This window comes from Thaumasiovibrio subtropicus (assembly GCF_019703835.1).
In the GTDB taxonomy this organism is placed as follows: domain Bacteria; phylum Pseudomonadota; class Gammaproteobacteria; order Enterobacterales; family Vibrionaceae; genus Thaumasiovibrio; species Thaumasiovibrio subtropicus.
The window spans coordinates 1,461,354-1,480,979 of the sequence record NZ_AP023055.1; the positions used below are offsets into that span (position 1 = coordinate 1,461,354).

At 46.8% G+C, this 19,626-nt stretch carries 15 protein-coding genes; 5 read left to right on the forward strand and 10 right to left on the reverse strand.

Features of this window, described 5'->3' with window-relative positions; all coding sequences use genetic code 11:
• Positions 1-16: 16 nt before the first annotated feature.
• The 7 genes from TSUB_RS22915 to TSUB_RS22945 form a co-directional block, all read right to left on the reverse strand.
• Entirely contained in the window at positions 17-703 is a 687-nt protein-coding gene (locus tag TSUB_RS22915) for an SDR family oxidoreductase (protein WP_087016790.1), read from the reverse strand.
• Positions 703-1,203, reverse strand: coding sequence for an endonuclease V (locus TSUB_RS22920; protein ID WP_087016792.1), 501 nt, complete (start codon positions 1,201-1,203; stop codon positions 703-705). Before TSUB_RS22920 ends, TSUB_RS22915 begins: the two co-directional genes overlap by 1 nt.
• A gap of 21 nt (positions 1,204-1,224) precedes the next feature.
• The gene (locus tag TSUB_RS22925) at positions 1,225-1,542 is read right to left on the reverse strand and encodes a cupin domain-containing protein (protein WP_087016794.1); all 318 of its coding nucleotides are present in this window, start codon (positions 1,540-1,542) and stop codon (positions 1,225-1,227) included.
• A 10-nt stretch (positions 1,543-1,552) separates the two neighbouring features.
• Complete coding sequence (locus tag TSUB_RS22930) at positions 1,553-2,218, reverse strand: Bax inhibitor-1 family protein (RefSeq protein WP_087016796.1); 666 nt, start codon at positions 2,216-2,218, stop codon at positions 1,553-1,555.
• 280 nt (positions 2,219-2,498) lie between these two features.
• Positions 2,499-5,549: an efflux RND transporter permease subunit gene (locus TSUB_RS22935; RefSeq protein ID WP_087016798.1), complete on the reverse strand. Its 3,051-nt coding sequence runs from the start codon at positions 5,547-5,549 to the stop codon at positions 2,499-2,501.
• 2 nt (positions 5,550-5,551) lie between these two features.
• Positions 5,552-6,604: an efflux RND transporter periplasmic adaptor subunit gene (locus tag TSUB_RS22940; RefSeq protein ID WP_159064770.1), complete on the reverse strand. Its 1,053-nt coding sequence runs from the start codon at positions 6,602-6,604 to the stop codon at positions 5,552-5,554.
• 156 nt (positions 6,605-6,760) lie between these two features.
• Positions 6,761-7,483 carry a TetR/AcrR family transcriptional regulator gene (locus TSUB_RS22945; RefSeq protein ID WP_159064771.1) on the reverse strand — a complete coding sequence of 241 codons (723 nt, stop codon included), beginning with the start codon at positions 7,481-7,483 and terminating at the stop codon, positions 6,761-6,763.
• 514 nt (positions 7,484-7,997) lie between these two features.
• Here TSUB_RS22945 and mgtE point away from each other — a divergent pair.
• Entirely contained in the window at positions 7,998-9,323 is a 1,326-nt protein-coding gene (gene mgtE / locus TSUB_RS22950) for a magnesium transporter (RefSeq protein ID WP_087016804.1), read from the forward strand.
• 31 nt (positions 9,324-9,354) lie between these two features.
• On the opposite strand, the gene TSUB_RS22955 is transcribed toward mgtE, so the two are convergent.
• A complete protein-coding gene (locus TSUB_RS22955) occupies positions 9,355-9,630 on the reverse strand; it encodes a hypothetical protein (protein WP_159064772.1) in 276 nt (91 codons plus the stop codon).
• 148 nt (positions 9,631-9,778) lie between these two features.
• On the opposite strand from TSUB_RS22955, the gene TSUB_RS22960 reads away from it, so the two are divergent.
• Complete coding sequence (locus TSUB_RS22960) at positions 9,779-10,774, forward strand: GGDEF domain-containing protein (protein WP_221274613.1); 996 nt, start codon at positions 9,779-9,781, stop codon at positions 10,772-10,774.
• A 96-nt stretch (positions 10,775-10,870) separates the two neighbouring features.
• On the opposite strand, the gene TSUB_RS22965 is transcribed toward TSUB_RS22960, so the two are convergent.
• Complete coding sequence (locus tag TSUB_RS22965; RefSeq protein WP_087016810.1) at positions 10,871-11,257, reverse strand: hypothetical protein; 387 nt, start codon at positions 11,255-11,257, stop codon at positions 10,871-10,873.
• 218 nt (positions 11,258-11,475) lie between these two features.
• On the opposite strand from TSUB_RS22965, the gene TSUB_RS22970 reads away from it, so the two are divergent.
• The 3 genes from TSUB_RS22970 to TSUB_RS22980 all read left to right on the forward strand — a co-directional run bounded on the left by TSUB_RS22970 (position 11,476) and on the right by TSUB_RS22980 (position 17,952).
• Positions 11,476-13,098, forward strand: coding sequence for a methyl-accepting chemotaxis protein (locus tag TSUB_RS22970; protein WP_159064773.1), 1,623 nt, complete (start codon positions 11,476-11,478; stop codon positions 13,096-13,098).
• Positions 13,099-13,669: 571 nt separating this feature from the next.
• A complete protein-coding gene (locus TSUB_RS22975) occupies positions 13,670-14,764 on the forward strand; it encodes an efflux RND transporter periplasmic adaptor subunit (protein WP_087016814.1) in 1,095 nt (364 codons plus the stop codon).
• Positions 14,764-17,952: an efflux RND transporter permease subunit gene (locus tag TSUB_RS22980; RefSeq protein ID WP_087016816.1), complete on the forward strand. Its 3,189-nt coding sequence runs from the start codon at positions 14,764-14,766 to the stop codon at positions 17,950-17,952. Before TSUB_RS22975 ends, TSUB_RS22980 begins: the two co-directional genes overlap by 1 nt.
• Before the next feature lie 59 nt (positions 17,953-18,011).
• On the opposite strand, the gene TSUB_RS22985 is transcribed toward TSUB_RS22980, so the two are convergent.
• The gene (locus TSUB_RS22985; RefSeq protein WP_087016818.1) at positions 18,012-19,439 is read right to left on the reverse strand and encodes a transporter substrate-binding domain-containing diguanylate cyclase; all 1,428 of its coding nucleotides are present in this window, start codon (positions 19,437-19,439) and stop codon (positions 18,012-18,014) included.
• Positions 19,440-19,626: the final 187 nt, after the last annotated feature.

Here is a 19,626-nt window from a genome sequence, read left to right on the forward strand (position 1 = left end):
TCTTTGCAGGGACACATTACCACTCGTGAATAAAACCGTCCCACGTGTAGAACTTACCGGAATGGCTCATATTCATCTTCACTGCGAAGTTAGCAATCCCTTCTGCGCTCTCTTCAGGGGTAATATCCGCTTCCTCACCGCCCATTTCCGTCTTCACCCAACCCGGATGCACAGGACAAACAGCAATATTTTCATCTTTCAACTCTAATGCCAGCACTTGCATTACCTTGTTTACCGCGGCCTTAGAACTACGGTAAGCATACATCCCCGTACTATGACGACTGAGTGCCCCCATTTGACTGGAGATCGTAATAATACGGCCATGTTCTGACAACCTAACATTCGATAGCAATGCCTCACAGACTAGCAAAGGGGCAACAGTATTGATTTCGAGCGTCTCTAGCCAGCCGCGTTTATCGGTATCCTTCAACGTCTGAGCAACGGGCCCGAGAATTCCAGCATTATTTATCAAAATATCGATAGGCAACGATTTCAGCGATGCCGCCAGCTTATTGATAGACGCCTCGTCTGTGACTTCTAAGCGCTTTAACACTAACTGATCTTCGTTTTTTAACGTTTTCAGTGCTTCTGGGGCATGCTCACCACGAAACGTCGCGACCACGCGATAGCCGCGGATTAGAAATTGTCGAACTAGCGCGAGACCAATTCCTCGAGATCCCCCCGTAATCAATACTGTTTCCATTAATTAAGTCCTCGGCAAAGTTGATCCACTCGTTTTAACATTGTAGGTAATCGATGCTTACCCTCCATCGTCAGCACCCCTTTTTTCGCTTCTGCTAACGATAGCCCTACAGCGGTCACATAAAGCGGTTTGCTGCTTTGGCCTCTTAACACTTCACATTTCGAAGGCGTTCCGGCGAAAGGCTTTTTAGCAACCCCGACAACAGGCATTTTCCCCTCTAAATAGGAATACAGGTGTTGGCCGAGACCGGGTTTCTCTTCTTCACCAAGGTTTACAAAGCCATCAACGATAACCATCGAAATCGGCAGTTTCACAGCCTCCATCACCGCCAAGATACAGGGTAGCTCGCGCTTATAAAACGCCCCCGGTTCATAGGGCGCGACGGTATCAATCGGCGTCGTTACTTCCTTGGTCACCGCAGTACTGTCCCAACGCTCAAAGACTACCCCCGCTGCGACGGCGCTATCCTCACCGTATTGCACGTCAATTGCCAAAATCACTGTTACTACCTCGAGTGAATATTAATCTTTAAAAAAAACGGCCAACCAGATGGTCGCAATGGCTGGCGCGGTGGCCACGACTTTATGTTTTTTCCCTGCCGGGATGAAAGCGTATTCTCCAGCTTCTAAATGTTGGTGGCGACCATCTTCATACTGCAAGGTACCAAAGCCGCTTAGTACCATCACCCACTCATTCTCTTCTTGGTCATACCAACCTTCCTCAGGCGACGTTTGACCATAAGACACAATACGTTCAATTCTTACATTGTCAGCCGTTAAAAGATCTTCAAAATGCTCAACAGTCTTGTCCTTGGGCAAATCTTTAAAAAAACTTGTCATGCTAAATCCACTAGTTATTGCGCGATGCTAAGATACGTAGGATACGCAAGAATAGGTTAATAATATCCATATAAAGGGCAGCCGCACTGTCAACAGCATTATCCAAGGTTTTCGGTATTTGATTGGCGCGTCCCCAGTCATAGCCAATGTAACCACAGAAAATGAGAGCCACGGCCCAGTCAGTCCAAATCGAACTGATACCAAAGACAAAACGTTGCACCAGTTCGACCACAATAATGCAAAGAAGCGCGATCGTTAACGCGCCAACAATGCGAGTGAAAAATGCAGGGAAAAGGGTACCTAAAATCATCATTAGCCCTGTTACCATGCCCGTCAACTGAATAGCTTGCATCACGAGCGCAGGGTCATAAACGGCGACAACCATGTTGATGATGAAACCAAATGGGACAACAACAAAGTTATAGCCTATAAAACTCACGATCGGATTGTCTGATGCGCTAAACAACCAAATACCAATAAAGCAACTTATAAAGTAACCAATGAAAAACGCGACGGTAGGAATGTTATAAATTAGCTCTACGGGTACAAACCCCACCATGAGGTAATTGACAAAAAAACCCCAACAAAGCACTAAACCAATAGTGAAATTGTACAAATTAGCACTTATTTCTCTTCCTTCTAACTCTGTGCGTTCAAATACATCTGACTCAAACATCGTTATTATTCCTTACTAACGTTTAACATTGATTCTCGCTCTTTGCGACTTAACAACGCCATAATTACTGGCGGCACGACGACTTTACAAATCACTCGCATGATTGACAAAATAATCAACTTTAAGAACGATAACAAGGATTTATATTCAAACCCTCGCAAAAGCCTTTGTCCCCTTGCAGGGCGTAAGGCAAATAAATGATTAAAAGTGAACTGTTTCCCAGAAAAATGAAAAGGGTGACATTTTCATGTCACCCTTTTCATCCGCTTTATACTTCAGCCTATTTGTAACTGACTCGGTACAATAATGAGTAAACCACAGGCAGTACAATCAAGGTTAATACCGTAGCAAAGCCAAGGCCAAATATGATGGTCACGGCCATCGACTGGAAGAAAGCATCAAAGACCAACGGAATCATACCCAACATGGTCGTCAATGCCGCCATACAAACCGGTCGAACACGACTCACACTGGCTAAGACAATGGCATCGTGAATACTCTGCCCTTCATCGATTTCCACATTAATCTGCTCAACCAGAACAATGCCATTTTTCACTATCATGCCTGACAAGCTGAGTAAGCCAAGTAATGCAGTGAAAGAGAATGGAATGTTCAGCAATAGCAACCCAGCAGTGACACCAATGATCGCCAATGGCACTGTAAACCATATCGCGAGTGGTTGACGTATGGTGTTGAACAAGAAAACCGTGATCAGGAACATAGCTAAATAGCCCATCGGCAAAAACGTGAACAAGCTTGCTGTCGCTGATTGCTGCGTCTCGTACTCTCCACCCCATTCAAAGCTGTAGCCATCAGGCAACGTAATCGCCTCAATCTCATCTTTTATCGCATTTCGAAGTGAATCAGACGTATCATCGCTGAATGGGCGCACGTCAGACATCACAGAGATAACGCGTTTAAAATCACGACGAACAATGAGCGAGTTTTCACTTTCAACATCAAACCCTGTGACAACTTGTTCCAGCGGTATCCACGCATTTCGCTCTTGAGACCAAATCTGCAACTCATTGATTCTATTCGCATCTAAGCGCTCTGCATCTGGGGCTCGCATCACCATAGGTAAGATATGGCTACCATCACGGAACACACCCACTTGCTGACCAGTGAAGTTGACCAACAAGGTATTATCAAGCGCTTGTTTGCTGATCCCCGCTCTACGGGCTGCGGCCTCATCTAACGTCGGGCGAATGACATTGGTTTTCTCACGCCATGAATGGCGAATCGCTGTCGCTTGCGGTTCGTTTTCCATAATTTCTACCGCTTGCGATGCCAATTGACGCAAGACCTCTGGATCTGGCCCGTAAAACCGTGCTTCAACTTTAGCCGCCGGTGCTGGGCCTAAATCCATCAACTTAAACTTAAACTCAATATCCGGATACGCTTTTGAGAACGCGGTTTGCATGCCAGGTAGCATGTTTTCAATGCTTTCAACATCCGTTGCCTCAATGATCAATTGAGCAAAGCTTGGATACACTTTTTCCGGCGCATAGGTCAAAATGAAGCGTTGTGCACCCATCCCCATCACCGTTGTGACGTTCTCAACCCCTTCAAATTCACTCGCTAAACCTTCAAGATCCACCATGGTCGCTTGGTTTTGACGAATATCCGTCCCTTGTTGCATCCACACATCCACGTAGAACATGGGCGTATTAGAAGGCGGGAAGAATGCCTGACGTACAGAGCCAAAACCAATAACAGAAGCAACAAGCATGGCTAGCGTCAGTAATGTCACTGCGACACGGTGACGAAGCGCAACGGTCAAGAAACCACGATAAAGGCTAAAGAACAGACCACGGTACGGATCTTCTGCTTCTCCACCTTCATTAATCTCTTCTTTAAACATCAGTTCACAGAAGAATGGCGTTAATGTGAGTGCAACAATCCAACTTAGCAGCAGAGAGATGAGCAAGACTTGGAAGAGCGACCCCAGAAAATCCCCAGTAGAATCTGGCGACAAGCCAATTGGCGCAAAAGCGATAATCGCGATCACTGTCGCCCCGAGTAAAGGCCATTGGTTCTGTTTCACAACAAGATTAATCGCATCGAGTTTGGTCATCCCTCGCTTCAAACCAACAAGGACACCCTCGGTAATAACAATCGCGTTATCAACCAGCATACCCAGTGCAATAATCAGCGCGCCAAGCGAAATAATCTGGATCTCTATCGACAGCACATTCATACCAATGAAGGTACCGAGGATTGTTAAAAGTAAGATGCCGCCCATCAGGATACCGGAACGCAATCCCATCGCGAACAACAGCACAACGATAACAATACCCACCGCTTGCGCAAGGCTGATCAGGAAGTCTTCCACAGAGTGATCAACGATGGTCGGTTGGTCGTAAACTTTGTTCATTTCCATGCCGATCGGGCGTGCAGATTCCAGTTCTGCGAGTTTCGCGTCAACGGCGATCCCGACATCAACCACATTGACACCTTTGGCAAAGGAGATACCCAGAGATAGCGCAGGTTTACCATTGCTTCGATAGAGGTTTGTCGGTGTCTCATCAAACTGACGACGAATATCAGCAATATCACCAAGACGAATCAACTGATTGCTGCCGGGCGGGCTAATGATCAGCGACGCCAGATCGTCGATGTCATTAAACTCACCGGTGGGATGAATACGGATCGATTGCCCTTGCACGTAAAGCGAACCCGCATTCGAGACAACATTTTGACTAGAGATAATGTTCAGTATCCAGCTCGGATCAATGCCAAGTGCATGCATATCTTGCTGAGAAACCTCAATCACCACTTGCTCAGTCACGGTGCCAGCGATATTGACCTTTTTAACGCCCTCAACAGCAAGTAACTCGCGTTGCAGGAAATCAGCGTAGTTTTCCATCTCACGGAAGCTGTAATCATCGCTACTGAGGTTAAAAAGAATGCCGTAAACATCACTAAAATCATCGATCACTTGCGAAGGGTAAACACCCGGCGGCAACTCCGCTTGGACATCATTGACCTTACGTCTTAGCTCATCCCAGATTTGCGGTTGCGCATCGCCAGGATAACGTTCATGAAGCTCCACCATGATTTGTGACATGCCTGCTGTGGTATTGGAATCAATATGCTTCACATACTCTAATTCCAAGATGGCACGCTCAATCGGCAAAGTAACTTCTTCCTCGACTTGCTCCGGCGAGGCCCCCGGATAGACGGTGTTAATCATCGCTTGAGGAATAGGAAACTCAGGAAACTCTAACTGCCCTAAACCAGTAAATGAAATAGAACCACCAATGAGTAGCAATAAAAACAGCACCCAGCTAATGACTCTATTTTTGATTGAATACGCCGCGATTGTCATGCTTACAATCCTCGCTCACGTTCTAGCGGTTTCACTTTCATGCCCGGGCGGAGTTGATTTAGTCCTGCCATCACTAGCTGATCGCCTGGCTGCAACGCACCAGATACCGAGATCCCATCCGCACTTACACCTTGTTTACTCACATCAACTGGCGTGACTGCCCCATCGCGATAGACCCAAACTTGCGCAGTCCCCGTGGCATCATTCACTAATACCGCCGTTACAGGTAGCAGGTAAGTTTCTTCATCCACAAGATGCGGCAAAATCTTATGCATATCCATGTGCAGCGTCGCACCCATGCCTGGATAGATGGTCTGGCCGTCATCAGGTACATCGAGCGAGAAGACAACTTCATAGGCTTGCGTACCGGGTGTCGCTTGGGTGGTATGCTGCTTGTAAGTCACGGGATAACTCGTCTCGTTACCCGCAAATGTCACCAGTGGGCGGTATGCTTGGTCAACTTTGGTTTGATCAACTTGGTTAAGAATCGATTCAGGCAATTGAATGCTAATGTCCAGCGTGTTGTTGTCTTGCAACACGAGAATGGTCTGTTGTGGCTGAATGTATTGAAAATTCTCTACCGCCGTTTGCGCGATGCGTCCCGAGAAGGGTGCCACTAACACAGTATCGGCCAAACGATCTTGGGCAAGTTTCAATGCCGCTTTTGCCGACTTGACCCGGGCTTGGGCGTTATCGTAGTCAGATTGAGAGAGCACTTGCTTCTCGCGCAGCTTCTTAACCCGATCAAAGTCACGTAATGCTAACTCGTAGTCTGTCCGACGTAGCATTAACTCCGTTTTAAAGTCGCGATCATCCAACCTCGCCAGCAACTGGCCCTCTTCAACCGCATCAGCAGGTTTGACAGGGAAAGAGACAATTTCACCGGGTACGCGGAAAGAGACTACTGCCTCTTCACTTGCTAAAACGTTTGCCGGAAAGCGGCGCAAGTTGGTCTCCGCAGAGTCGGGTACTGTAAATAGCTTAACCGGACGAATGACCTCAGCAGCGACGACAGTTTCGGCCTCTTCATCTTGGCATCCCGTTAGAGCTGCCACAATCGCAACTCCCAATATTGCAGTTTTATACTTGTTAAGAGGCATCACGCGTCTCCATCTATTTCTCTTCGAATAAAATCCGAATATTATTCGTTAACAAATCCAAAAAATGAGCAGTCAGCGCTGCTCTTATAGTATTAGTTGGCGATACGCCATTTAGCTTTCTAAAGCCGCTTCCCATTCACGATCGACTTCGGCGATGAGATCGTTAGCAATCACCTTTACCAACTGCCAATCCTGCTCGCTTAACGCGAGCTCAATCCCCCACCCTTTTAGAAAATTCAAAAGGTTGATAAACATCGGCTGGGTCTGACAACTTTCACTTTCCGACACATCAATCAAGCCAAAACCTGAGTTTTCAATGTCATAAATTCCCATGGTCAACCCCATCAAGCCCGTCGTGAAATAGGCACAGTTGACATTAAGGTGGCCCCTCTCAGTGAAAATTTGCTCTAGTCGCGGCAATACCATCGCTTCCGTATCTGCGCCAATCTTTGCCAGCGCGTCTACGCGCGCAGACGCTGCTCTCTTCCAAACAGAAGGCATGCACGCCATCGGCATAATTTCATATTGCCCAGGGTGCAGTTCGTTGTACTCCCAAATCAATACGGGCAACAGAGCAATATACATATCAGCACTGACATCCATTTGGTTTAGATGAACCAAAAAGCGCTGTTTTTTCGACACTAAATCAATCGCACAACCCAGCAGTAAATCTTCTTTACTCGCGAAATGTGAATACACAACCCCCATTGAGCATTCACTGACCTTGGCAACGTCGGCCATTTTGAGATCAAGAAACCCTTGATCATTTAACAATTTCATCGTGGCGTGGACGATCTCTCTTTCTCGTTGTAAGCGCTTTTGCTGTCGGCTCATATCTTTCATCTTTACCAAAACTCAACATTCCGAATATTATTCGGATTTCATTCGGAGTACAACCCTGATTATTAATCAATTTTCTTAATCAGAACAATTTACCTACATTCACTTTAAAATTATCACCCATAATTCAAACAGCGAACGATAACCTAAAGCGATGATTATTAACAAATATCTTGTTACATCATGTAATGGTAGCTTCGACAAATTTTCTGTATCGTTCGCGCCATCTTTCATCGACAAGGAGCGCAACCCGTGGAACCCGATAGTTGTCATTATTGCAGTTATTAATTCCCTCTGGTCGTTGCCTGTCCGCCTCACCAGAGTGAGGCAGCGTAAGATATCTCTTTTCTAAGCAGTCCTACCTGCCCGACCATATCATTGGTCACCCCGTGGTTTTCATAAGGAATCAACCATGAACTCAAACTCTCAGGAACCTCCTAGTTGGCGGTTTAAAATAGTTCACTTATAACGGGTTTGAAGATCCCTGCATCTTCAGACCTGGAGATGTATGATGGAAATTTTACATAATGACCCTCGCCTCATCGTCACCGATGATGAGCAAGTTTATATGGCTAGCCAGCCTGCGGATATTGCCAATCGCTTCAATCAGATGTCACGTAACGATGTGATTGAGCTCTTCACTCAGCTTTCGATTAAATACCAAGTCGAAGTTGTGAGTCATCTATCCGAGCGCAATCAAATCGCTTTAGCAACTCGTTTGCCACGTTATCGTCTTGCGTCAATCGTTTCTGCGATGGACTCGGATGATCGTGCTGACTTCTTCAATCGCATGCCAGAAGATGCGCAACAGCAACTCTTACCTGCGCTTGCCTATGCCGAGCGCGAGGATATTCGCTTACTCTCTTCCTACGCTGAAGGGACTGCTGGCTCAATCATGACATCGGACTATGCCTTTCTTGCCCCAGATTTAAGCCCGATGGAAGCCATTAACACACTCAGGCGTATCGCGCCGGATGCCGAAACGGTTTATCACGCCTATATCGTCGATGAAACGCGTAAGCTCATCGGTACGGTTTCGCTGCGCGATCTTATTCTCGCCGCCCCGAGCCAAACACTTCGTCAACTGATGGTGACAGACGTCATTTCAGTCACTTGCGATACCGATAAAGAGAAAGTCAGCCAAATTGTTGCTCACTACGATCTCATGGCCGTCCCTGTCACCAATCAAGAGCAGCAATTATTGGGTATTATTACCCACGATGACATCCTTGATGTCGTTCAGGAAGAAGCCACCGAGGATATGCACAAAGCGGCAAATATCGGTAAGTTAACCACAAGCTTAAAAGATGCGTCCGCAGCGCTTCTCTATAAAAAGCGCGTGGTTTGGCTGGTATTACTGGTTTTCGGGAACATTTTTTCTGGCGCAGGCATCGCACATTTTGAAGATGTCATCACTTCGTATGTGGCATTGGTCTTTTTCTTACCGCTATTGATTGATAGTGGCGGTAATGCGGGATCACAGTCTGCAACACTCATGGTGCGCGCACTCGCAACAGGCGAGGTAGAACTCAAAGACTGGAGTAAAATGCTTGGCAGAGAAGTCTTTGTCTCCATGGGGCTAGGCTTAAGTATGGCTGCGGCAGTTTACTCTCTCGGCTTCTATCGCGGGGGCCCAGAGATTGCCCTTGTGGTCGGTGTCAGTATGATTGCCATTGTGATGGTCGGAAGCTTGGTGGGTACCATGCTACCCTTTGTTCTCCATCACCTGAAGCTAGACCCTGCTTCGGCCAGCGCGCCCATGATTACCTCTATCGCCGATATCAGTGGTGTACTCATCTATTTCGCCATTGCTTCAAGCATGCTAAGCCTCTAGAAATAGTACTTTTTTCGCTACCCAATACCAATTACGGCTGTTGGGTAGCTAAGCTTTCATCAGGCAGCGATTGTTGCTTCAACCAACCGTTTCTGCCCGAACGATAGTTCGTAATGACATGCCGATACTCAGCCTGCTCCTGCTTTAACGCCGCCAACTCGCGAATATCAGCGTCAAGTAATCGACGTAACGTGACATTTTCAGTATCAATGGCGAGTTGCGCTTCGCGTTGTTTCATCTGACTCTTTAATGCCGCAATTTCTGATTCGACATCACTCATAATCGATAAGTCATGAAATTCCATCATTTTACATTTCTGTTAGCCCTAACTATGCGGCTTATTTAACCACTTCAACTGCCCTGTCTCTATATCGAGTCAAAAGCCTGACAAAAAACTAACAAAACGAGGGTTTCTACTACACTGAGAGACAGGAAGAAAAATATGCGGAGAAAGAATGGACGATAAAGTCATACGTTCCATCATCGAAATCACAGAGCAGCGTAGCTCTGACTCCCTTGGTTATTGTGTTGTCGCGACCTTAGCAGAAATGCTTCCAGTATCCGCGATAACACTCTATCGCTTTGATGGTACACATTATCTCCAATCTATAAGCTTATCGATAAGCGAAGATCACCTTGGTCGTCGAAGACAGACATGGCACCATGAACCTCAGTACTACGACTATATAGAAGAGCTCACCATCAGTAAGCTGTCTAACGTCCCGAAGCTAATTCGCCATTCCGCAACCTCTTTCCACTACTTTTATCCAATCCCGTTGGATAACGAGCATTTTGCCATGCTCTACCTACATCTGTGTGAGCCCACAGAGCCGTTTACCATGTTGATCGAAGGTTTTGCGAAAATCTACGAGAACTACCTGCGCATACTCGATGAAAGTGAACGCGATAAGTTAACGGGGCTCTACAACCGCAAAACAATCGAGGATAAACTGCAAGACGACTTCATTCGTTACGAAGCTGATGGAAGGATCAATGATCTCCAATCTTGTTGGCTCGTCATTTTAGATATTGACCACTTTAAACGTGTTAACGATAACTTTGGGCACCTCATCGGCGATGAAGTGCTATTGATTTTTTCGCAACAACTCAAACTTCACTTCACCGCTGACGACAAAATATTTCGATTCGGCGGTGAAGAGTTTTTAGTGATCCTTTCTCCTTCGACCTGTGAAGAAGCGGCAATGAAAATCAATGAGTTTCGTAAACACATTGAAAGTTTCACCTTCCCTCAAGTCGAACGAATTACGGTAAGCTGCGGCTTTGCAAAAATATCGACAAAAGATTACTTGCCCATCATTCTAGATAACGCTGACAAAGCTCTTTATCATGCAAAAAACAAAGGAAGGAACCGGTTTTATTGCTATGAAGAGTTACTCAACGACGGAACGCTAGTTGAGGATGACAGTGATAGCGACTTTGAGTTATTTTAAATATTTCGCACTCATTATTTTTATCTAAAATTAACTTAACAAAGATCATCTTTGTATATTCCTTACGAATTAAAACCTCTCTCCCATTACCATCAATTATCGAGACTGTTTTCTAAGTGAGAAAAAAATGAGTGTTCCTACGCTTGCAGGCGTGGCTATCGTTAGCATGGCCAACGGCGCCATCGTGCTGACGGACACTATACGATCCGGATGAAAAACGATAGAAATCAAACAATAAAAGGCCACCAGCACTGACACACCCCAGAAGATTAGCAACGCATAATGAAGTAACATTGGGCTGGTGGGGTTGGTGACGAAATGCAGCAACATCGCCATGACAATACAATAGGGGAAATTCATCCATGCCGTTAATAATATTGCCGTCAATAGCTTAGGTAATACGATGAGATGAACGACTCCCACCGTTCCAATGACGATGAACGTAATATATGACAACTGCTGATAGCGCTGTTGGGCTGTCATGACAACCTCTCAAACCTGAGACTTTTCCCATTAATAAACATCAGTCCAAAAAAGGAGTTTCGTCAATATTTAAATCGATTATCATGGTAACTGAACTATCCTTAACACACGGAAGTAAAATAAGTCGTCACTATTGATGTTATTAATACCTCCGGCAACATCATCACCAACATCGATTTATCGTTCGGTAAATGTCGTCGAAAAAGTTTGGAGTACTCATGAAGAGTCGTAGTATCAAAACGGTGATTTTATCCATCCTCGCCATCGCCGTGGTTGCAGTCAGCATTACCGCCAGTTTTACTTTGTTTACCCTGAACAGGAATCTCGATCAGTTCTCTCTATTGCTAGACAACGAGATTCGCGCTGAGCGATCTGTTGAGAGGATCAACGTAGAGTTCAAACGCCAAGTTCAAGAATGGAAAAATGTGCTACTCCGAGGTCACGATAAAGAACAACGAGATAAATACTGGAATCGGTTTCTTAAACAAGAAAACGTCATTCAATCACTCGCAGCAGATACCATTCCGCTACTAGACCAACAGCCCAGTCTGCAACAGCAGGTGCAACGCTTTGTCGCAGCCCATCAGGAGATGGGACAAGCTTACCGGATAGGCTTTCAAGCTTTCGTTGATGCCGACTTTTCCCATACGGTTGGCGACAAAGCCGTTAAAGGTATTGATCGTGAACCCTCACAACTCTTAGAAGAGACCAGTGACGCCATCAGCCAACTAGCGATAGAGAACAGCAGCCAACTGTCTACGGGTTCAGCACAACTCCTCAAGATCACCATGATGATCCTAGTCGGCATTGGCATTCTTATCTTACTCGGTGCTGCTGCTATCATGTCACGCGTTATCATCGATCCGCTCATCAAAACCGCAGAGCAAATCGATCAGTTGTCTCATGGTAACTTCGACGTCAATGTTGACGACAAGGCGCAAGGTGAAATTGGCTCGCTCAACCAGTCTATTGCGGCACTCAGCAAGCAACTGACAGTGCTGATGGGCACCATGAGCCAAACCGCTTCTAACTTGCAATCTACCGCGCAAACGATGGCAGAGCACGCGAGCCAACAAGCGGATGTCTCGCTAACCCAGAAAGAGCATTCTGAACAAGCCGCTGCCGCTGTTGAAGAGATGGCATATTCAGCAGGTTTAGTCTCTAACAGCGCCGAGCTCACCGCCACAGCAACTGAGAATACGCGTTCAAGTGCAAGCCAAGGCCTCACCCAGATGCAACAAGTATCTACCTTGATTCATCACTTAAAGAGTGACATGGCTGATGCCGGTGCTGCGGTCACTGAACTCTCAGACCAAGCCGCTCGGGTCAATGAAGTCATGACGGTAATACGCAGTATCGCAGAACAAACCAACTTGCTCGCCTTAAACGCTGCTATTGAGGCTGCCCGCGCTGGCGAACATGGCAGAGGCTTTGCTGTTGTGGCTGACGAAGTACGCGCGCTGGCGCAAAAAACCCAATCGTCCACAGAGGAAATTGAAGAGATACTGGCTGCGGTGAAACAAGGCAGTGAATCCAGTGTGGCAACGATGAGCCAAGGCAGTAGCCGAACCGATGAGGTTGTCACTCATATCGACAACTTGGCCGAACGCTGGGGCATCCTCGCAAACGATATTACGCAAGTGCGCGACCAAAATGCGGAAGTGGCGACAGCTGCCACAGAGCAGTCAACCGTCACCAGTGATATCGCAAGAATAATCTCAGGTTTGCATGAATCCGCCGAAGAGCAGCAAAAGCAATCTATCGCTGGTCAGGAAGTCAGCCACTCACTCGCGACTCTCGCAGATGAATTGACAACGAAAATTAGTCAGTTCAGCCGCTAATGTCGACACGCTGACGCTTAGCTTGCTTCAAGGTGTGCAACACGCACACCTTGCTGTTGGTTTGCGCTATGAGCGTAGAAAAGATGAGCGCAGAAAATAAGTCTTGTTATCCCTATCCACGCAACATAAAACACTTAAGTCTCGCACTGCGAAGTGGCACGCCGACTTTCCCCGACCACGACAACACAAGATGTTGTTTAATTGTATAAAACCGCCAACTACCTTTACTTGAATGCAACAAGATGCGTTAAATTAGCCCCGCTTCTTTGCCAACCGTTGACTAGACGATTTGTCTTCTAGCGAGAAACATCACAAAAAATCATGTAAATAACAAGACACATGATCGTAAACAGTTAGTGAGATTGTATACATCTCGGAGATAAGAAATAATCAAATGTGACGAATGCCTCATTCGTCTTCTTGATGCACTCTTAATATAACAAAAACACACATTTTCTGTACGAATACGAACAGACGTAAATATTACTATTGATAATCTGTTGTATTGACGCAAAGTCCCCCCACTTTGGCTTTGTGATAAGAAAACGTATATGGCAAGGAATGACAAATAATGTCTTTATGGCAACGAATATCGCAACGACCATGGATCTTCTCCGTAATCATTTTTTCTGCACTTTGCTTGTGGCTGTTTAGCGCGCCTAACCAAGCAGAGACGGAAACCCAACAACCAAGCCAACTTGACGTGCCGCTCGCTAACGTAAAAGTTGAGACCTTTACTTCACAACCCGTCACTCGTACCGTTGCCCTCTACGGGCGTACTGCCCCTGATCGTTCTGCAACACTTGGGGCAGAAGTCTCAGGACGCGTTGAATCGCGCCTTGTACGTAAGGGAGAAGCGGTCAAAGCAGGCCAACCCCTCGTACAACTCGACAAAGCTGACCGCGAAATTCAACTTCGTCGCGCGCAAGCGTTAGTAGAGGTACGCCAGAAAGAGTACAACGCTGCCAAATCGCTACGTTCTCGTGGCCTTCAAGGCGAAGTGGCACTGAGCCAAGCAGAGGCGAATCTCATTGAAGCAAAAGCCAGCTTACGCAATGTCACGTTAGCGCTTGAGAACACCGTTATCAAAGCGCCATTCGATGGCATTGTTCAAACCATGCATGTCCAAAAAGGTGACTTTCTCGGCGTGGGTGATCCTGTCGCCTTAATCGTTGATCTCGATCCGCTGGTCATTTATGCCGATGTTAGCGAGCGCCATATCCATCGCATTAACGAAGGTCAAAGCGCCTCTGTTCGTTTAATCGATGGCAAGACGTATGACGCAACGCTCCGCTACCAATCCGCGGTATCTTCAGAGCAAACCAACACCTTTGCCCTCGAACTCTCACTGCCTAACCCAGAAATGCAATTGGCGGCGGGTATCAGCGCGGAAGTGGAACTTAACCTTGAATCTCGTACCGCAATGAAGCTTGCGCCATCAATGCTGGCATTGAATGAGCTCGGCGACCTCGGAGTAAAAACCATCACTGAGAAGCAAATCGACAACGAATCACAGCATTATGTCTCTTTTACTGTCATTGACGTTGTCAAAGTAGAACCCGATGGTGTGTGGCTAGCGGGTCTTGGCGATCAAGCAGATATCATCACCGTTGGGCAAGGTTTTGTCCGTGAAGGTGACCAAGTGATCGTAACGAGGACGAAGTAATGTACAGTATGATTGAAGCAGCATTGTCCCGGTCGAGGACGATGCTGACGATGCTGCTATTGATACTCATCGCAGGTATCGTCACCTATATCACAATTCCGAAAGAGGCGAACCCGGATATCACTATTCCAGTAGTGTACGTTTCTATCGGTCACCAAGGCATCAGCCCTATCGACGCTGAGCGCTTACTGGTGCGTCCAGTCGAAACTGAGCTGCGCTCAATTGAAGGCATTAAGGAAATGACGGCAGTGGCGACAGAAGGTCATGCCGCTGTCACCATTGAGTTCAATGTCGGCACCGACTTAAAGGAAGCGCTCAAAGATGTGCGTGAAGCGGTCGATGATGCGAAACCGCAACTGCCTGATGGTACCGATGAGCCCTCCATTCACGAAATCACCCTTGCGAGTGAAGAGCCTGCACTAAACGTGGCACTCTACGGAACCGTGCCTGAGCGCACCATCATCAAAGTGGCGCGTGACCTGCAAGATGCACTCGAAAGCTATAAGCAGATTCTTGAAGTCGACATCGCAGGAGATCGAGAAGATATTCTTGAGATCCTCGTTGAGCCACTGCTGATGGAAAGCTATGGCCTAGACCAAAATGATGTGTTTAACCTGATTTCACGTAACAACCGTGTTGTTGCGGCGGGTTTCATCGACACCGGCTATGGCCGCTTCTCGGTGAAAGTGCCTTCTGTTTTTGAAGCGCTACAAGACATCATGGAGCTGCCTGTTAAAGTCGATGGCAAACAAGTTGTCACGTTTGGTGATATTGCTACCGTCCGCCGCTCTTTTCGTGATCCTGAGAGCTTTGCGCGTCTAAACGGTCAACCTGCGGTCGTACTCAATGTCAAGAAGCGCGCTGGTGAGAACATCATCGAGACGGTCGATATCGTGAAAGCGGTGTTGGCAGAAGCACAAAAGATGGAAGAGTGGCCGCCGAATCTACTGATCGAATATACCTACGATCAGTCCAAAGACGTCAAAACAATGCTCAATGATCTCCAGAACAACATCTTGTCTGCGATCATCCTTGTCGTTGTCGTCATTCTGGCGATCCTAGGTGCAAGAACAGCACTCTTGGTGGGCATATCCATTCCCGGATCTTTCCTAACAGGCTTACTCGTTTTAGCGGTGAGCGGAATTACCATCAATATTGTTGTTCTGTTTTCGCTCATTATGGCCGTTGGTATGCTCGTTGACGGAGCTATTGTGGTGACCGAATACGCTGATCGTCGTATGCAAGAGCAAGTACCACGTAAACAAGCTTACCGCGAAGCCGCTAAACGCATGGCTTGGCCAATCACTGCCTCAACGGCAACGACCTTAGCCGCCTTTGCACCACTGCTATTCTGGCCTGACATGACGGGTGAGTTTATGCGCTATCTCCCATTGACGTTGATAGCCACCCTATCGGCCTCTTTGGTCATGGCATTGCTCTTTGTCCCCGTTTTGGGATCAGTAATAGGTCGCCCGCAGTATGTCAGCCCGGCAAAACAGGCAGAAATGCATGCAATTGAAACGGGTAACTTTAAGCAGACAACAGGTGTTGTGCGCGCGTACCTCGCTACGCTTTCGGTGGCGATTAAACACCCATGGAAAGTCTTAATGGCATCCATCCTCATTGCTGTTGCCGTCATGATGGCATACGGTAAAGCAGGTTTAGGTGTCGTGTTCTTCCCTGATGTTGATCCTCCCTTCTTCACGCTGAAGGTCCGTTCACACGGCGACCTTTCTATTCACGAGCAAGATGCACTAATGCGTCAAATTGAAGATCGTGTGCTTGAAACGGAAGGGATTGACAGTGTCTTCACGCGTGTGGGTGGTAAAGAGGAAATTGGCTATCTACAGTTCAATCCACTTGATTGGCAATACCGTGCGCCCGTCAAAGACATCATTGCTGAGCTACGAGAAAAGACAGCAGATATCGCGGGTGTAGAGCTCGAGTTCAAGTTCCCTGAAGCCGGTCCACCAAGCGAAAATGATCTCGTTATCGAAATCAGTTCTCGAGACACAACGCTCATGCCTGATGCGCTCAAGCGTCTTCGTCAATGGTTGGAAGGTAACCCAGCGTTTACTAACATCAATGACACAGGAAACAAGCCCGGTATTGATTGGGAAATCAAGATCAAGCGTGACGACGCCGCGCGTTTTGGTGCCGATGCCACCTTAGTGGGTAATACCATTCAGTTTGTGACTAACGGCCTTAAAGTCGGTGAGTATCGTCCCGATGACACAGACGAAGAAGTGGATATCTTAGTACGCTACCCACAAGAAGATCGCGATATCGGTCGTTTTGATGAACTTAGAGTGAAAACGGCACTCGGTATGGTGCCAGTGACTAACTTTGCAGAAGTAGTCCCTTCACCGAAGCAAAACACCATCTATCGCACTGACAGCCGTCGAGTACTGGAGCTGAAAGCCGACATGGCCGAAGGCTACAACCTCAGCCTGTTGCTACCCGAAGTGGAAAAAGCCATTGCTGATATGCAGTTTGATGGTGCGCTTGATGTGAAGATTCGTGGTCAAAACGAAGATCAGCAGAACTCTTCCGCTTTCCTGCAAAAAGCATTTCTGATTGCCCTTGCTGCGATGGCGCTGATTCTGATCACCCAGTTCAACAGCTTCTATCAAGCAGGACTGATCCTCAGCGCAGTTCTCTTCTCTACCGTCGGGGTATTCTTGGGTCTGCTGATATTCCAACGTCCATTCGGCATTATTATGTCAGGGATCGGAGTTATCTCACTGGCCGGTATCGTCGTAAACAACAATATCGTTCTTATCGATACTTACAACAAGATGCGGGCTAAAGGGATGGATAAAGTCAATGCAGTGATGCATACAGGCGCTCAACGTTTGCGTCCCGTTATGCTAACCACAGTCACAACAATACTGGGCCTACTGCCTATGGTGTTGGAGATGAACATCGATCTCGTTAACCGCAAAATTGAGTTTGGCGCACCAAGCACCCAGTGGTGGTCACAGCTTGCCACCGCAGTGTCAGGAGGCTTGGCGTTTGCCACCATTCTGACGTTAGTGTTAACACCTTGCTTGTTGATGTTGGGAAGAGAAGATAAAACGGCGCCGCGTTCCAGCGAATCCGAAAAGGGACAAACCACCAAACCTGAGCCGCAGTCGGCATCACACGATGCTGTTGCTAAACCTCCGGTCTTGGAAGCCATTGATTAAGGCATTGGCTATGGCATCTCATTCTAAAGGGCCATAGCCATACTTTATCTAGACTCAAATTAGTAACTATTTACATCAGAAAGACGGGCATAACAGACACAGTTTTTGCCCGCTTTTTTTGCATCGTACATAAGATGATCAACATCATGTAAGGTGACTTGGGTGTTTTTCTCAATACCTTGATAAAAGACGGCGCCCACACTGACTGAAACGGAAAGCTCACTCGTGCCGATAGAGACTCTCGCTTTATTCACTTCCTGACAAATTCTATCTGCAAGACGCTGCCATTCCGCAGAGTCTGTCTGTTCGCAGAGTATGGCAAACTCCTCTCCACCAATCCGAGAAAAGACATGCTTATCTGCCAATGCGAGCTGCACTGCCGTGGTTACATGCAAGATAACCTTGTCTCCAGCCACATGACCATAGCTATCATTAACCGCTTTGAAATCATCGATATCAAACAGAATCAAACCAAACTCGGCGCATTTCAGTTCTGCCAAGCGCGTCATAAAGTAACTCCGGTTGTAAATCCCCGTCATGGCATCGGTCTGCGACATACTCAATAACTCTTTATTTGCGTTCTCTAAAGCGGCTGTTCGGTAAGAGACAGTTCTTCTGAGCTGGAAGATATACAGTGACGCCAAGCTCAACATGAAGGCTACCGCTATGGGGAGGAGATATTTGGGATACACCACTTCAACATGACGCCACTTGTTGAGTAATTGCTGGTGACGGGCGTTGTCTAAAGCAGAAAATCCAGCATCGAGTTGAGTAAGTAATTGTTGATTTTGTTCATTCACGGCATAGCGAATTTTTCCCGAGTAAAGGTGTTTAACCGGAATAAATGCCGTGGGATTCGCCGACGTATAGAGATAAAAATTCGCGACCTGTAAATCCGCAATGAAGGCATCAACCCGTCCACGAAATGCCGCGTTAACCAGTTTTTCGTTGTTACGGTAAAGGACGAGCTCAGCATCGGGAAAATGCTGACTGGCATAGCTTTGCTCATAGCCACCTTCAACGACACCGATGGCACCGCCATTTGCCATAAAGTAATCGATATTGGTACCCGCAATTCGATTTGAGAAAAAAAGCTGTGTCTCCAAATCAACGAGCGTGAATTGGCCATACTCTAAATATGCATCTCGTTCAGCGGACCATAAAAGCCCCGCATGTACCTGCGCATCATCATTAACCACGTGGGTGATCGATGGCTGCCAATCTGTCAATAAGAATTCAACAGGTGTGCCAGTAATCTCACTGTACTCTCGCCAAAGATCAATCAGAATGCCTTTCGGCTCGCCACTGCTATCAACATAAGAGAATGGCTTCCAAGCCTTTGAATTACTTATTAATAGTGGATGAGGTGATTCTGCACGGACAGGAATGGTTGTAAACAAATAGACCAGCGCCGCAGAGGCGACGCAAGCTGTTAAGAGGAGGAATGTTGACAGTCTTTTTTTCATCATGATGATATGTAACAACATTGTTAATCATCAGTTTGCACCCAAATTTAATCCGTACAAAATATATTTCCAGCAATTGATTTTGAGTCAAACTTTACCTTTTTCATTGACTTCAAAAAGGTCAAAAATGGCTCATTTCAACTTAGTTGCATATGTTCCAATCTGATAAGCAATCTTTCCCTGTATCCCGCCTTCTCGGATCACGGCT

Excerpts from the sequence above, each read along its gene's own strand:
- TSUB_RS22960 (WP_221274613.1), top strand. The coding sequence starts at position 9,779 with ATGGACGATAAAGTCATACGTTCCATCATCGAAATCACAGAGCAGCGT.
- TSUB_RS22970 (WP_159064773.1), top strand. The coding sequence starts at position 11,476 with ATGAAGAGTCGTAGTATCAAAACGGTGATTTTATCCATCCTCGCCATC.
- mgtE (WP_087016804.1), top strand. The coding sequence starts at position 7,998 with ATGATGGAAATTTTACATAATGACCCTCGCCTCATCGTCACCGATGAT.
- TSUB_RS22980 (WP_087016816.1), top strand. The coding sequence starts at position 14,764 with ATGTACAGTATGATTGAAGCAGCATTGTCCCGGTCGAGGACGATGCTG.
- TSUB_RS22975 (WP_087016814.1), top strand. The coding sequence starts at position 13,670 with ATGTCTTTATGGCAACGAATATCGCAACGACCATGGATCTTCTCCGTA.
- TSUB_RS22925 (WP_087016794.1), bottom strand. The coding sequence starts at position 1,542 with ATGACAAGTTTTTTTAAAGATTTGCCCAAGGACAAGACTGTTGAGCAT.
- TSUB_RS22985 (WP_087016818.1), bottom strand. The coding sequence starts at position 19,439 with ATGTTGTTACATATCATCATGATGAAAAAAAGACTGTCAACATTCCTC.
- TSUB_RS22965 (WP_087016810.1), bottom strand. The coding sequence starts at position 11,257 with ATGACAGCCCAACAGCGCTATCAGCAGTTGTCATATATTACGTTCATC.
- TSUB_RS22945 (WP_159064771.1), bottom strand. The coding sequence starts at position 7,483 with ATGAGCCGACAGCAAAAGCGCTTACAACGAGAAAGAGAGATCGTCCAC.
- TSUB_RS22935 (WP_087016798.1), bottom strand. The coding sequence starts at position 5,549 with ATGACAATCGCGGCGTATTCAATCAAAAATAGAGTCATTAGCTGGGTG.
- TSUB_RS22930 (WP_087016796.1), bottom strand. The coding sequence starts at position 2,218 with ATGTTTGAGTCAGATGTATTTGAACGCACAGAGTTAGAAGGAAGAGAA.
- TSUB_RS22955 (WP_159064772.1), bottom strand. The coding sequence starts at position 9,630 with ATGATGGAATTTCATGACTTATCGATTATGAGTGATGTCGAATCAGAA.
- TSUB_RS22915 (WP_087016790.1), bottom strand. The coding sequence starts at position 703 with ATGGAAACAGTATTGATTACGGGGGGATCTCGAGGAATTGGTCTCGCG.